Annotated in this window: 10 protein-coding genes; 3 read left to right on the forward strand and 7 right to left on the reverse strand. The window is 68.0% G+C overall.

Translation table 11 applies throughout. The annotated features are described in order from the left end of the window. Positions 1 to 158: 158 nt before the first annotated feature. Complete coding sequence (gene kdpB / locus SH922_RS33600) at positions 159 to 2,309, forward strand: potassium-transporting ATPase subunit KdpB (RefSeq protein ID WP_393062325.1); 2,151 nt, start codon at positions 159 to 161, stop codon at positions 2,307 to 2,309. A gap of 19 nt (positions 2,310 to 2,328) precedes the next feature. Here the strand turns inward: kdpB and SH922_RS33605 are convergent, their stop codons facing one another. The 5 genes from SH922_RS33605 to SH922_RS33625 form a co-directional block, all read right to left on the reverse strand. Beyond that, on the reverse strand, positions 2,329 to 4,272 hold the full coding sequence (locus tag SH922_RS33605) for an NAD-binding protein (protein WP_393062326.1): 1,944 nt from the start codon (positions 4,270 to 4,272) through the stop codon (positions 2,329 to 2,331). A gap of 100 nt (positions 4,273 to 4,372) precedes the next feature. Further along, the gene (locus tag SH922_RS33610) at positions 4,373 to 5,125 is read right to left on the reverse strand and encodes a DUF4118 domain-containing protein (RefSeq protein ID WP_393062327.1); all 753 of its coding nucleotides are present in this window, start codon (positions 5,123 to 5,125) and stop codon (positions 4,373 to 4,375) included. Positions 5,126 to 5,161: 36 nt separating this feature from the next. Then, entirely contained in the window at positions 5,162 to 5,866 is a 705-nt protein-coding gene (locus tag SH922_RS33615) for a response regulator (protein ID WP_393062328.1), read from the reverse strand. Continuing rightward, complete coding sequence (locus SH922_RS33620; RefSeq protein WP_393062329.1) at positions 5,863 to 8,340, reverse strand: ATP-binding protein; 2,478 nt, start codon at positions 8,338 to 8,340, stop codon at positions 5,863 to 5,865. Before SH922_RS33620 ends, SH922_RS33615 begins: the two co-directional genes overlap by 4 nt. A gap of 322 nt (positions 8,341 to 8,662) precedes the next feature. Further along, complete coding sequence (locus SH922_RS33625; protein WP_393062330.1) at positions 8,663 to 8,809, reverse strand: hypothetical protein; 147 nt, start codon at positions 8,807 to 8,809, stop codon at positions 8,663 to 8,665. Positions 8,810 to 9,003: 194 nt separating this feature from the next. Between SH922_RS33625 and SH922_RS33630 the strand changes: the two genes are divergently transcribed. Then, entirely contained in the window at positions 9,004 to 9,735 is a 732-nt protein-coding gene (locus SH922_RS33630) for a MerR family transcriptional regulator (protein WP_393062331.1), read from the forward strand. A 260-nt stretch (positions 9,736 to 9,995) separates the two neighbouring features. Further along, positions 9,996 to 11,951, forward strand: a complete 1,956-nt coding sequence (locus tag SH922_RS33635) for an amino acid transporter (RefSeq protein WP_393062332.1) — start codon at positions 9,996 to 9,998, stop codon at positions 11,949 to 11,951. Positions 11,952 to 12,311: 360 nt separating this feature from the next. On the opposite strand, the gene SH922_RS33640 is transcribed toward SH922_RS33635, so the two are convergent. After that, complete coding sequence (locus tag SH922_RS33640; RefSeq protein ID WP_393062333.1) at positions 12,312 to 13,103, reverse strand: ABC transporter permease; 792 nt, start codon at positions 13,101 to 13,103, stop codon at positions 12,312 to 12,314. Further along, a complete protein-coding gene (locus SH922_RS33645; protein WP_393062334.1) occupies positions 13,100 to 14,107 on the reverse strand; it encodes an ATP-binding cassette domain-containing protein in 1,008 nt (335 codons plus the stop codon). Before SH922_RS33645 ends, SH922_RS33640 begins: the two co-directional genes overlap by 4 nt. Positions 14,108 to 14,316: the final 209 nt, after the last annotated feature.

The raw sequence follows: 14,316 nt of genomic DNA on the forward strand, positions 1-14,316 counted from the left end.
CCTTCCCTCCCCGCCCCGTCGTCGTCGGCGGTGGAACGCGGCGGCGTCCGCCGCTCTGCGTTCGCGTACGTCCCTGCCGGTACCGGAACTCGATACCGGCAGGGACCAGCGGCTCTCCCTCCATCGACCGGTCCGGTCTCCTCAGAAGGTCTTCCTCGATGCATCCCGCCGCACCTCACCCGAGCCCGCCCTCTTCAGAGGCGTCCCCTTTTCCGAAGGCGCGCTCATCAGGCAGGGCCACTCAGCCGGGCGGTCCCTTCGACCCGGTGCAGCTCCTGACGTCGTTCCCCGAGGCCCTGCGCAAGCTGCATCCGCGGACCCTGGTGCGGAACCCCGTGCTGTTCGTCGTGGCCATCGGCTCGGCTCTGACCACGTTCTCGGCCCTCGTTCACCCTTCCGTCTTCACCTGGGTGGTCAGCTGCTGGCTCTGGCTGACGGTGATCTTCGCCAATCTCGCGGAGGCCGTGGCCGAGGGGCGGGGCAGGGCGCAAGCGGAGTCCCTGCGCAGGGCGCGCATCGACACGGTCGCGCTGCGACTGCGCGGATGGCGCGTCGGTATGGATCTGCTGTACGCGGAGACCGAGACGGTAGCCGCGACCGAACTCGGGCTCTTCGACTTCGTCGTGGTCAGCGCCGGAGAGGTGATCCCGGCGGACGGCGATGTCGTCGACGGCGTCGCAGCTGTCGATGAATCGGCCGTGACAGGGGAGTCGGCTCCGGTCATCCGGGAGTCGGGCGGGGACCGTAGCGGTGTGACGGGCGGGACTACGGTGCTCTCCGACCGCATCGTCGTCCGGGTCACCTCGCGCCCTGGTCACTCGTTCCTGGACCGGATGATCGCGCTTGTGGAAGGGGCTTCCCGGCAGAAGACGCCGAACGAGATCGCGCTCAACATCCTGCTGGCCGCCCTGACGCTCGTTTTTGTCCTCGTCGTGGTCACTGTCCAGCCGATGGCTTCGTACGCCAACGCTGCCCAGTCCACGACGGTCCTGGTCGCCCTCCTGGTCACCCTGATCCCGACCACCATCGGAGCCCTGCTCTCCGCGATCGGGATCGCCGGCATGGACCGGCTCGTCCAGCGCAACGTGCTCGCCATGTCGGGCCGCGCAGTGGAAGCGGCGGGGGACGTCAACACACTGCTCCTCGACAAAACCGGCACGATCACCCTGGGTAACCGGGAGGCCGTGAGCTTCGTACCGATGCCCGGTGTCGAGGAGATCCATCTCGCCGACGCCTCCCGGCTCGCCTCGCTGACCGACGAGACACCCGAGGGCCGTTCCGTGGTCGTGCTCGCGAAAGAGCGCTATGCGCTGCGTGAGCCCACCGAGGTGGACCTGAGCCGGGCCAGATTCATCGGCTTCAGCGCCCGGACCAGGATGAGCGGAGTCGACCTGCGCTGGGACAACGGCGCCGCAACCCACATCCGTAAGGGTGCCGCGGCGCAGGTGATCAGCTGGGTGCGCTCCTACGGAGGTCATGTCCCCGATGAGGCGCTCGGGTACACCCAGTCCATCGCCGCCGCCGGAGGAACCCCGCTGGTGGTCGCGGTGCACGACGGGAACGGGCCGCGGATCCTCGGTGTGATCCACCTCAAGGACGTCGTCAAAGAAGGCATCTGCGAACGCTTCGCGCAGCTGCGCCGCATGGGTATCCGTACCGTCATGATCACGGGTGACAACCCGCTGACCGCCAGGGCCATCGCCAAGGAGGCCGGAGTCGACGACTTCCTCGCCGAGGCCACCCCCGAGGACAAGCTGGCGCTGATCAAACAGGAGCAGGCCGGCGGAAAGCTCGTCGCGATGACCGGTGACGGCACGAACGACGCCCCGGCGCTCGCCCAGGCCGATGTCGGCGTGGCCATGAACACCGGGACCTCGGCCGCCAAGGAGGCCGGGAACATGGTGGACCTGGACTCCAACCCGACCAAGCTGATCGAGATCGTCGAGATCGGCAAACAGCTCCTGATCACCCGCGGCGCACTGACGACGTTCTCCATCACGAACGATGTGGCGAAGTACTTCGCGATCATTCCCGCGATGTTCGCGAGCACTTATCCCGGCCTCGACGCGTTGAACATCATGGGCCTGCACAGCCCGACCTCCGCCATCGCGTCGGCGATCATCTTCAACGCACTGATCATCGTGGCGCTCATCCCGCTCGCACTGCGCGGCGTGCGCTACACCCCGGCCTCCGCGCACGATCTGCTGCGCCGCAACCTTGCGCTCTACGGCCTGGGCGGCCTGATCCTTCCCTTCGTCGGCATCAAGCTGATCGACCTGGCGATTTCCGAAGTGCCGGGGATCGGCTGACCACCAGCCTCGTTCACCTTCAAGGTGTCGGCCGCGGCCCCGAGGGCGCTATGCGCCCTCGGGTGAGGATGCCCAGCCCCTGCCGGGTCGTGGCCAGCACGACCCGGTCTCCGGCACGCAGGACACGGCCGTGGGAGGGGCGCCAGTCGAAGCCGGGCCGGCTCGCGAGGCGCAGGCCGCCGAGCGTGTCCGAGGACGAGACAGGAACGGTTCCCGAACCCGCTGCTCCCACGGCCAGGACCCGCCATTCGTTCTGGGCGAACGCTTGGTGGACGGAGAGGCCCTCCAGCGCCGGATGACCGGCCACATCCACCGCGGTGAACAGCAGGACCCCGCGCTCGACCGGCATCACGCCCAGGACGTGACGGCCCATCATCGCGGCAGCGAACGCGGGCGCGGCAAGCGCTGAGACGCTGCGACTGCGGGTGAGCGCATCCGGGTAGGAAGCCCGCAGAGTAAGTGAAACGGTGGCCGCGAAGTCGTCGTCGTACAGGCGCATCACCGCTCGTACACCAGGGTTGGCTTCCCGTGCGGCCATCACGATGTCCAGGTTGGCGCTGTCGTCGCTGGTCAGGACGAGCACGGAGGCGCTCTGTCCGATCCGGGCCAGGTCGAGGACACGGGGCTCCGTCGCGTCCTCCAGTATCAGCGGTACGCCGAGTTCCCGGGCCACCGCGACACCGCGAGCATGTGGGTCGCGTTCGACGACGACGATCCGGTGGCGGGTCGAACGCAGCCGGATCAGGACGCGGGCGCCGACCTTGCCGAGCCCGACGAGCACGATGTGGTCGCTGAGGTCTCCGGTGGGCGGGTGGCTGACCGACGCCGTACGGAAGGCGCCGGTGGCATTGATCGTGGCCGCAACGACCAGGGGCAGGATCGCCAGACCGGTGAAGCCGGCCATCAACTGAAGGACTTTGCGCGCCGGGGACTCGCCGGTGGCCGGATCACCCATGGTGAAGATGTCCAACAGGGGCAGGTACACCGCCTTCCACAGCGGAATGCCGTCATCCGTGTAGTAGGTGGCGAGCGAGAGAAGCGCCACCACGGCCGTCAGTACGCCGAAGACGGACATGACTTCGCGGGAGACGAACACCTTCCACGGCAGATGTGTGAACCGGTCGCGCAACCATCCGCCGACCGTGCGCGAGTCCGCGGGGGCCTCCGGGACATGGTCGTGGGTCACTTCCTCCAGCATCAGCCGGCCGTGCGTGAACTGGCTGTGGTAGGAGGTGACGGTGTCCGGCAGCAGCTGCGTACCGTCCTCGCCAGGCGTTTCCGCGCTGTCCTCACTGCGCGGATCGTGCCGGTCCGCGCCGGACAAGACGGCCAGGGTGGCGAGGTCCGAGGCATGCGGTGGCGTTCCGGCCGGGCGTGCCACGCCCCGGAAGACCTTGCCGGCGACCTGGAGGGTGTGCCCGGGACCGAGCGCGGCCGCGGCGACCAGCTCGGGAACCGCGGTGTCGGCGTCGGAGAGCACGGTCGTCGACGTGTCCAGGGGCAGGCCGTCCGAGGGCGGAGCGGCCCCGCGGCCTCGGCGGGCGAGGACGGCGCGGTCCAGGAGCTGTTCCAGGTGGCGGCCCCGCTCGCGGTTGTACATCCGGATCACCAGCCGAACAGACGGATTGAGGCTGCGGGCCAGCAGAGCCGCCATCATGTTGGTCTGGTCGTCGCCGTAGGTGAGAGCAAGGGCGGCCGCACGCTCGACACCGGCCGCTCGTAGCACCTGCTCGTCGGGACGTGCCGCGATCAGCAGCTCGACAGGGGACCGGGGGTCCCGGTGAAGCATGTCGATCTCACCGCCGTGCTCGTCGTGGCGGGACGGCAGGACGACAGTGACAGTCTCTCCGCACACGGCGTCGAGCTCTACCGCGAGACGCCGGGCCAGACCGTCGTCACCGCAGATCACCATGTGCTGCGAGCGCGGTGCACGGTACGTCGTGGCAGGAGGAGTGGGAGTCACACCCGTCAGCCTGCCGCTTCTGAGGCCCCTGAATCCCGGGCGTACGGAAGTTCGGCATCAACGTTGCGTATGGGGCCAGCGCTCTCCGGTTACGGGCCTGTCAACTGCGGCCCATGGCGTCGATCGTCGCGAGGGCGGTCCCCGTCAGGTTGGCCAGGGTCACCGCCACCAGTCTCGCCTGCAACGGGGCGGGCTCCGTGCCGGCAGTCGGCAGAAGCATGAACCTGCCGTAGTAGTGGCCGTTGCCGGTCGCGCGCAACTCGATCTCCTCCTGCGGCCAGCTTCCCCGGGTGCTGTCCCACAAGCGCCGTCCGGCGACCACGTTGCCGTTCTGTTCGAGCCGTGGCGGGCGCCCCAGCAGCGTTCCGTACTCGAACCGGCAGCCCTGCAGTTCGAGCAGCCGGATCAGTTCGCCCCGGACATGGTCGACCACCGCGTCGGGCGACGTGGTGGACCGTGCCAGCTGCGCGGTCTCGCGGATGGTGGCCAGATGGTCGGCGTCGGTGATGGCGATCACCTGGAGCCTTCGGGCGTGTACCGCCAGCTGCGAGACGATCAGACCGACCACTAGGAGAAGGACCGCTGTCTGGATGTCGTCGCTGTCGTCGATGGCGAAACGCTGATAGGGCGCGGTGAGGAAGAAGTCGAACCAGACGGCGGCCGACAGCGCGGCCAGCAGTCCCGCAGCCCGGTTTCCGGCGGCGGCGATCGCCACGACGACCACGACGAGGATCAGGGCACCGTTGGTGCTGGTCAAGTGTGTTCGAAATGGCACCAGGATCCCGGCCACGGCGAGCGGACCGACCAGCGCCGCAGCCAGAACGGCCTTGTCCCGCAGCGGAATACCGGACATGAATGCCTCCTGAGCTCTGTCTTCCACCTTGCTCCGTCACCGCCGGAAGCGGTAGCCGAGACCGGCTTCGGTGATCAGATGCTGCGGATCAGCGGGATCGGCTTCCAGTTTCCGCCGCAACGTGGCCATGTACACACGCAGATAGTGAGAGTTCTTGCGGGGAGCGTCACCCCAGACCTCGATGAGGAGCGACTGTCCCGTCACCAGCCGCCCGGGAGAGCGCAGCAGCGCACGCAGAACGCGCCACTCGGTCGGTGTCAAGTGCACCCGGTCCGCGGTTGCCGGTTCGGGAGGCGCATCAGGTCTGCGGGTGACGGTGTACTCGGCGAGGTCGACGGCGTACGGCCCCAGAGCCACAGGCTCAGGGGGGTTTGCCAGGGGCTGGGGCCTGCGCAGGACGGCGCGGATCCGGGCGGCGAGCTCGTCGACCGCGAAGGGCTTGGTGAGGTAATCGTCCGCTCCGGCGTCCAGTGCCTCGATTCGGTCGTTGATGCCGGTCCTTCCCGACACGACGATGACGGGCACCGAGCTCCACGCCCGCAGAGATCGGATGACTTCGAGGCCGTTCAGGTCGGGCAGAGCCAGGTCGAGAATCACGATGTCCATCGGGCACCTTGCGGCGAGGTGCAGGGCGGTTCCGGCGTTCGGTGCCGTGGACACCGAGCAGTCACGGGCCCGGAGCGCCGTGCTCAGGAGGTCGAGCATGCGGGGTTCGTTGTCGACCACGAGCGCGTGTTTCACGAGAACTCCTGCATGGCGGCGGGGAGCGACAGCGCCATGGTCAGCCCGCCACCAGGGGTGTCTTCCGGCGTAAGGGTGCCGCTCATGGCCTCGGCCAGGCCCCGCGCGAGAGCGAGGCCGAGTCCGACCCCGGTCGTGTTGTCGGTGTCGCCCAGCCGCTGAAAAGGTACGAACGCCCGATCACGCTCGGTGACCGGCAGGCCGGGTCCACGGTCGATGATGCGGAACTCGACCCGGTCGGCCAGCGTGCTTGCGGTGATCACGACCGGTCGGCCCGGCGGGGTATACCGGACGGCGTTCCCGACGACATTGGCGATGATGCGTTCCAGCAGGGGCGGGTCCGCCACGACGGGCGGCACACCGTTGGGGATGCGGACGGCTACATCGGCCGGGTCGCAGGGCAGCGAGTCCAGAGCCGCTGGAAGCACCTCGTCGAGAGTGGTCGCGCGCAGGTTCAGGCTGAGGGCTCCCGCCTGGAGCCGGCTCATGTCGAGGAGGTTGTCGACCAGTCGGTTCAGCCGGGCCATGGACTCCTCGGCGGTCATCAGCAGCTCGGCCCGGTCCTCGTCGCTGAAGTCGACCTCGGTGCTGCGCAGGGAGCTGATGGCGGCCCAGCCGGCCGCCAGGGGTGTGCGCAGGTCGTGGCTGACGGCGGCGAGCAGCGCCGTACGCATGCGGTCGGCCGCCCTCACGGGCTCGACCTCGGCGGCGGCCTCGACGAGACGAGCGCGCTCGAGAGCCGCGGCCACATGCGCGGTGAAGGCCGTCAGGACACGCAGCTCGGATGCGGGCAGGGTGCGGCCCCGCAGCACCAGGTGAGCGTCCGGGCCGACCGGCACGTTGATGGCGTCGTCCTCCGCCACCGGTTGCTCGAGCAGTTCGACGGAAGCCATTGAGAAGGTCTCTCGCGTACGTTCGAGCAGAACCGGGACTGTCTGGTCCCCGCGGACGATGGATCCCGCCAACGAGGACAGCGTCTCCGCCTCGGCGGTGGCTCGGGCCGCTCGGCGCGACAGGCGCAGCGACCGGTCGACGATCGCGGCCACCGTGGCCGCGACGATCGCGAAGACCACGAGCGCGAGGATGTTGTTGGGCTCGGCGATCGTGAACTCACCGATCGGCGGTATGAACCAGTAGTTGAGCAGCAAGGACGCCGTCACCGAGGCGACGAGCGCGGACACCACCCCGCCGACGCACGCCACCCCCACCACCACGACGAGGAACAGCAGGGCCTCACTCGTCAGGTTGAGGCTGCCCCGACTGCCGGCCAGCAAGCACGTCAGAGCCACCGGCAGGACCAGGCCCGACACCGGCCCTGCGATGAGCCGTGCGGTCGGCAAGGTGCGCCGCCGCGAAGGCAGCAGCCGGCCTCCGCCGACGCGCTCGTGGGTGACCATGTGCACGTCGATGTCCTGCAACAGCTCGACGATCGTTTCGCCGACGCCGCGACCGGTGAGGAACCGCTCCAGCCGCCTGCGCCTGCTGGTGCCGACCACCAGCTGCGTAGCGTTCTCGGCCTGCGCGAACTCGGACAACGCGGTGGCCACGTCGTCGCCCACAACCGAGTGGTAGCTGCCACCGAGACTTTCGACGAGCGCCCGTTGACGAGCCAGCGACGCCGACGAGGCACCGCCGCTCATCCCGTTACTGCGGACGATGTGCACAGCCAGCAGGTCACCGCCCGCGCTGCGGTCGGCGATCCGGGCCGCACGGCGGATGAGCGTCTCACCCTCTGCGCCACCGGTCAGCGCCACGACAACGCGTTCGCGGGTCTCCCAGACGCGGTCTATGCCCTGTTCGGACCGGTACTTCTGCAGAGCCTCGTCGACTCGACCCGCCACCCACAGCAGCGCCAACTCCCGCAATGCGGTGAGGTTTCCCGGCCGGAAGTAGTTGGCCAGCGCGGCGTCGATCTTCTCCGCTTCGCAGATGTTCCCGTGCGCCATCCGGCGACGCAACGCCTCGGCCGGAATGTCGACGAGTTCGATCTGATCGGCGCGGCGCACCACATCGTCGGGGACGGTCTCCCGCTGCGGAACACCGGTGATCCTCTCGACGACATCGCTGAGGGACTCCAGGTGCTGAATGTTGACAGTGGTGACGACGTCGATGCCGGAGGCAAGAAGCTGCTCGATGTCCTGCCAGCGCTTGGCGTGCCGGCCGCCGGGGAGGTTGGAGTGAGCGAGCTCGTCGATGAGTGCCACCTGAGGGCGTCTGCGCAGCACGGCTTCGCGGTCCAGGTCGACGTGTCTGCCGCTGCGGTGCGTGCCCGTGGCGCGGGGGAGGACCTCCAGTCCTTTGAGCCGTTCCTCGGTGAGGGGGCGGCGGTGGCATTCCACGAAGGCCGCCACGACATCGGTGCCCCGTTGCGCCCTGCGGTGTCCCTCGTCGAGCATCCGGTAGGTCTTGCCGACGCCGGGGGCTGCTCCGAGGAAGACCTTGAGCCTTCCCCGTCCCACTTCCGATACCGTCACCGCAGGCGCCTCCTCACGCCGCACACGCGCCTGGCCGCGGGGGCTTTCCTGCGCGGCTGCGGCGACGGGTGCTTCCGATCAGCATCGGCCGTGAGCCGACGGTTGAGGGGCCAGGCCCGACGACCTTGACGCGACTCTGATCCTGATCGCTGCGGGGCAGCGGGAGCCATCAGCGGACGGGCAGGCCGTGATCCGGCTCAGCAACCCACTCACGGTTCGACGCCGGTGGTAACCCGTGGCGCCTGTCGCACACACACGCATTGGCTGGGGCCACGGCTCGCGCTACGGCCCGGGCAGCAGAGCGAACCCGGCGGTTGGATCGTCAGGCTCGGTGCCCGTCGGCCGGCGCCTTCAGTAGCCGGTCCAGCTCATTTCCGGCCTCGTCGTACCCCGCGTCGGAGATCCGTTGCAGCTCGCGCAGGTCGCCGGTCGAGGCCGCGTGTCGGGTGAGCAGAAGCCCGGCGCGCATGGATCCTTCGTCCAATAGCTCGCTCAGCTCCAAGAGTCACCGGCTGCATCGGCGAGGTCGGCCAGCCGGTCCAGCGCGGTCTCGTTGCCCTCATCGGCCAGCTCACGCAGTGTCTCCCGATCGATATCCATGTTCGCCATGACGCCATACTGCAACCTTGCCCTTAGGGAAAGGTCAAGTGGGACGATGGACTGGTGATCACCATCGGGCAGTTGGCCAGGTACGTCGGAGTGTCGATCAAGACCATTCGCGTCTATCACGACAAGGGACTGCTCGCCGAGCCCAACCGTGATGCGTCCGGGTACCGGCGATACAGCGCCAATGACGCCATCGACCTGATCAAGATCCGGACGCTCGCCGAGGCCGGTGTCCCCCTGGCCCGCATCCGAGACCTGAGATCAGCGAACGACAAGGCGTTCCGGCACGCGCTGCGTGAGATCGAAGAGGAGCTCACCGAGCGCATCCGTGGCCTGCAGACGACGCAGGGGCGGCTGCGGCACCTTGAAGCCGGGCATCTGGCACCGCTGCCCACCGAGGTCGATGCCCACCTTGACCGCCTGTCCCACTGGGGATTCTCGCCTCGTTGGGTGGGTCTGCAACGTGACCTGTGGATCCTCGTGTTCGCCACTCACCCGGAGGGCGCGGGCAACCTGTTCCACGACCAGGCCGAGACCCTGGCAGACCCGGCGCTTCGGCAGCTCTTCCTGGAATATGACACGGCGCACGACCTCAGCGCCGACGATCCCCGCATCGACGATCTCGCCCGCCGAATCGCCGAGGCGACCCGGGAACGCTACGGGCCTGACGAACCGCCCGAGCTGGATGCCACCTCCGAGATCCCCGCCCTCATTCAGAGCACGGTGAACGCCTCGTCCCCGGCGTGGCAGCGACTGGACACACTCATTCGCGCACCACGCTACGCGTGACTCAGTGCGCACGGGTGCGGGCACAGGGTGGTACATGTGTTGGAGAGCATTCAGGCCCGCCCGCCGAAACTCGGCCACCGCCCATGATTTCGTCGTCGACACCCTCGGTCGGCGGGCGATACGGATGAGCCCGACCGGTGCATCTTGACGCTCTCCTGACGCGCCCGCTCCGCTCGGTCGTAGACGCACTGCTTACGCTGGCCCGGCCGTCCGGAGGCTGGACGGCACCCCATCCAGCAGCAGCTCAGGAGTACCACCCCATGGCATCCACGCAGGACGCGGGCACCGGACGATTGCGCGCATGGATGCTGGAGGGCCTCTCCGACATGGGCAAGGGCAAGCCCTCCCGGCCCATGGAGCCGGCCCCGGAGTCCGGGCATCAGGGACAGCGCTGGTGGCGGGTGATGTGCCTCACCGGTGTCGACTACTTCTCCACCCTCGGGTATCAGCCCGGTATCGCTGCCCTGGCAGCCGGGCTCCTCTCGCCCATCGCAACGATCGTCCTCGTGATCGTCACTCTGGCCGGCGCACTTCCCGTTTACCGGCGGGTGGCAGAGGAGAGCCCGCACGGAGAAGGCTCGATCGCGATGCTGTCGCGGCTGCTGTCTTTCTGGAAGGGCAAACTCTTTGTCCTCACCCTCCTCGGCTTCGCTGCCACCGACTTCCTCATCACCATCACACTGTCGGCAGCCGACGCCTCTACCCACCTGGTGGAGAACCCGCACCTGGAGGAAGCCCTCCACAACAAGCAGGTGATCATCACCCTCGTGCTGATCGCGCTGCTCGGCGCGGTGTTCCTCAAGGGCTTCCTGGAGGCCATCGGCGTCGCGGTCGTCCTCGTCGGGATCTACCTCGCCCTGAATGCGGTCGTCGTGATCACCGGCCTGTGGCACGTGATGACCAACGGCCACGTCGTCACCGACTGGAGCTCGGCCCTGACCGCCGAACACAGCAACGTCTTCGCCATGGTCGGTGTCGCCCTGCTCGTCTTCCCCAAACTCGCCCTCGGCCTCTCAGGCTTCGAGACCGGCGTCGCCGTCATGCCGCATGTGAAGGGTGATCCCGGTGACACGGAGGCGAAGCCCACCGGCCGGATCCGGGACACCAAGAAGCTCCTGACGACCGCCGCCATGATCATGAGCGTCTTCCTGATCACCACCAGCTTCATCACCACCGTCCTCATCCCGCACGAGGAGTTCGAGTCCGGCGGCAAAGCCAACGGCCGCGCACTCGCCTATCTCGCGCACGAGTACCTCGGCAACACATTCGGCACCGTCTATGACGCCTCGACCATCGCCATCCTCTGGTTCGCCGGGGCTTCGGCCATGGCCGGACTGCTCAACCTGATGCCCCGCTACCTTCCCCGCTACGGCATGGCCCCGCACTGGGCCCGCGCCGTGCGACCCATGGTCATCGTCTTCACGCTCGTCGCATTCCTCGTGACGTGGCTCTTCGACGCCGACGTCGACGCCCAGGGCGGCGCGTACGCCACCGGCGTCCTGGTGCTGATCTCCTCCGCCGCCACCGCGGTGACGATCGCAGCCCGCAAGGCCGGCCAGCGCGGCTGGACCATCGGCTTCGCCGTCATCTCGGCCGTCTTCTTCTACACCACAGTCCTCAACATCATCGAGCGCCCCGACGGCGTAAAGATCGGTGCCTGCTTCATCGCCGGAATCATGCTCATCTCCCTGCTCTCCCGCCTCGGCCGCGCCTTCGAACTGCGTGTCACCCGCGTCGAGCTGGACGAGACAGCCGAACGATTCGTCCGCAACATCTCACACCGCACCGACCGATTCATTGCCAACGAGCCTGACCGCCGCGACATCGCCGAGTACCGCGACAAGATCGAACAGATCCGCGCCGACAACGACCTCCCCACCACCGAAGACTTCGTCTTCGTCGAGGTCACCGTGACCGACCCCTCCGAGTTCGAGGCCGAGCTGACCGTACGCGGCGAAGTTCTTCACGACCGCTACCGAGTCCTGACGGTGCAGAGCTCCTCCATCCCCAACGCGCTGGCCGCCCTCCTGCTCCACTCCCGCGACCTCACCGGCATCCGCCCCCACATCTACTTCGAGTGGACCGAGGGCAACCCCTTCGCCAACTTCCTCCGCTTCTTCCTCCTGGGCCAGGGCGAAGTCGCCCCCGTCACCCGAGAAATCCTGCGCGAGGCGGAACCGGACCGCGACCGCCGCCCCCGCGTCCACGTCGGCTGAGGGACTCGACTGCGCATGCACGCCCGCGCTCCGACATCGCCAACCTCTCGCACCGTTCCATCCGGGTCCAGCTGCGGCGAAGGCCAGATGAGTGTGCCGTAGCCCATCGGCGCGCCCGCACTCTCAGCCCAGAATTCCCTTTGGTGCCGCACCAGTTGGACGACACCGTTCGAAGGCGGTGTGCTGAAGCGGTCATGCTGCGCCGACCCTCCAGACGAGAGGCGCAATTCGACCGCTACCCGCTTCGCTCGGGCGCGCGGCGAATGGGCCCCATGATCCTGCTGAACCTTCAGGATCTCGACTCGGTCCCGGAGTTCGCCCTCCTGTGGCGGGACGAGCTGCCGAAGACAGCCCGTGCACTCATTCCGGGTCGCGGTTGAACTGCGCCGTCGACCAGCGATAGCCGAGCGCGATCAGGCCGACGCACCAGGCGATCGCGATCCAGCCATGGTTACCGATCTCGGTGCCGAGGAGGAGACCACGGAGGGTCTCGATGGCAGGGGTGAAGGGCTGGTACTCGGCGATCGGCTGGAACCAGCCCGGCATCGTGCCGGCCGGGATGAATGCGCTGGAGATGAGCGGCAGGAGGATCAGCGGCATGGCCGTATTGCCGGCCGCCTCGGGGTTGGGACTGGCCGCGCCCATGCCGACCGCGATCCAGGTGAGTGCCAGGGCGAACAGCGTGATCAGCCCGAACGCCGCGATCCACTCCAGTGCCGTGGCGTCCGTGGACCTGAAGCCCATGGCCACCCCGACGGCGCCGACGAGGACCACACTCATCACGCACTGCAGTACACCGCCGACGACATGCCCGACGAGCAGGGAGCCCCGGTAGATCGCCATCGTGCGGAAGCGGGCGGTGAGGCCCTGGGTCATGTCCACGCTGACGGACACCGCGGCCCCGATCACGGTGCTGCCGACGGTCATCAGCAACAGGCCGGGGACGATATAGGCGATGTACTCGGAGCGGTTCGCACCACCGCCCCCCATGCCTGCGCTCATCACGTCGCCGAAGATGTAGACGAAGAGCAGCAACATCATGATCGGCGTGAGCAGCAGGTTCAGGGTCCCGGACGGGTAGCGCCATGCGTGCAGGAGGTTGCGGCGCAGCATGGTGGACGAGTCGCGGACGGCGAGTGAGAGGGCACTCATCGGACTGTCTCCTTGGACTGGTCGGTCTGGCTCGGCAGGGTGGAGCTGGTCAGGGCGAAGAACACGTCGTCGAGGTCGGGAGTGTGCACGGTCAGCTCGTCGGCCTCGATGCCGGCGGAGTCCAGCCAGTCGAGAATGGCGCGCAGCTCGCGCTGGGTGCCGCCGCTGGGGATCTGCAGCGACAGGGCCTCGTCGTCCCGGGTGGCCTCGCAGAGGGCGTCAGCGGCGGACTGGTACGCGACCGGGTCGGTGAAGCGGAGCCGGATGTGCCCGCCCGGGATGCGCCGCTTGAGCTCCTCGGCGCTTCCCTCGGCGGCGACCTTGCCGTCGTTCAGCACAGCGATGCGGTCGGCGAGTTCGTCGGCCTCCTCCAGGTACTGGGTGGTGAGGAAGACGGTCACACCGTCGGCTACGAGGCCGCGGATGATGCCCCACATGTTGTGTCGGGAGCGGGGGTCGAGTCCGGTGGTCGGTTCGTCGAGGAAGATGATCCGCGGGCTGCCGACCAGCGTCATCGCGATGTCGAGGCGGCGCTTCATGCCGCCGGAGTAGGTCGATGCGGGCTTCTTGGCAGCCTCCACCAGGTCGAAGCGCTCCAGGAGTTCGGCGGCGACCCGCCGCCCCTCGCGTTTGGACAGGTGGTGCAGGTCCGCCATGAGGAGCATGTTCTCCTCGCCGGTGATCAGCCCGTCGACGGCGGAGAACTGCCCGGTGACACCGATCGCGGCACGGACCGCCTGTGGGTCGGCGCCCAGATTGTGCCCGCCCACGTGCAGGTCACCGGCGTCGGCGGTGATGAGCGTAGACAGGATCTTGACGGCGGTGGTCTTGCCGGCGCCGTTCGGGCCGAGCAGCGCGAACACAGACCCGGCCGGGATGTGCAGATCGATACCGTCGAGGACGAGCTTGTCGCCATATGACTTGCGAAGCCCGACGGCGGAGATGGCGGGCGGCGACGGATGACCGTCACCTTGCCTGGGCGTGGACATGACAGATGAAGGCATGATGGCTTCCTTTCGGAGGCTGAAGACACAGGGGAATTGGAAGCTGCTTCGGAAGCAGGATTGAGTGACTGTCCGTACAACACGTCAGTCGTGTCGTCTTGGGCGATGGTGTCGAGCGGCCCGCCGCCGGAGATCTGCTCGTCGGAGGCGTGGCAGGGCTGAGCCAAGTAGCGCCAGCCTGCTCAAACACCTCGGTGGACCGGGTCTGC

This window comes from Streptomyces sp. LN549 (assembly GCF_043203805.1).
Lineage (GTDB): Bacteria > Actinomycetota > Actinomycetes > Streptomycetales > Streptomycetaceae > Streptomyces.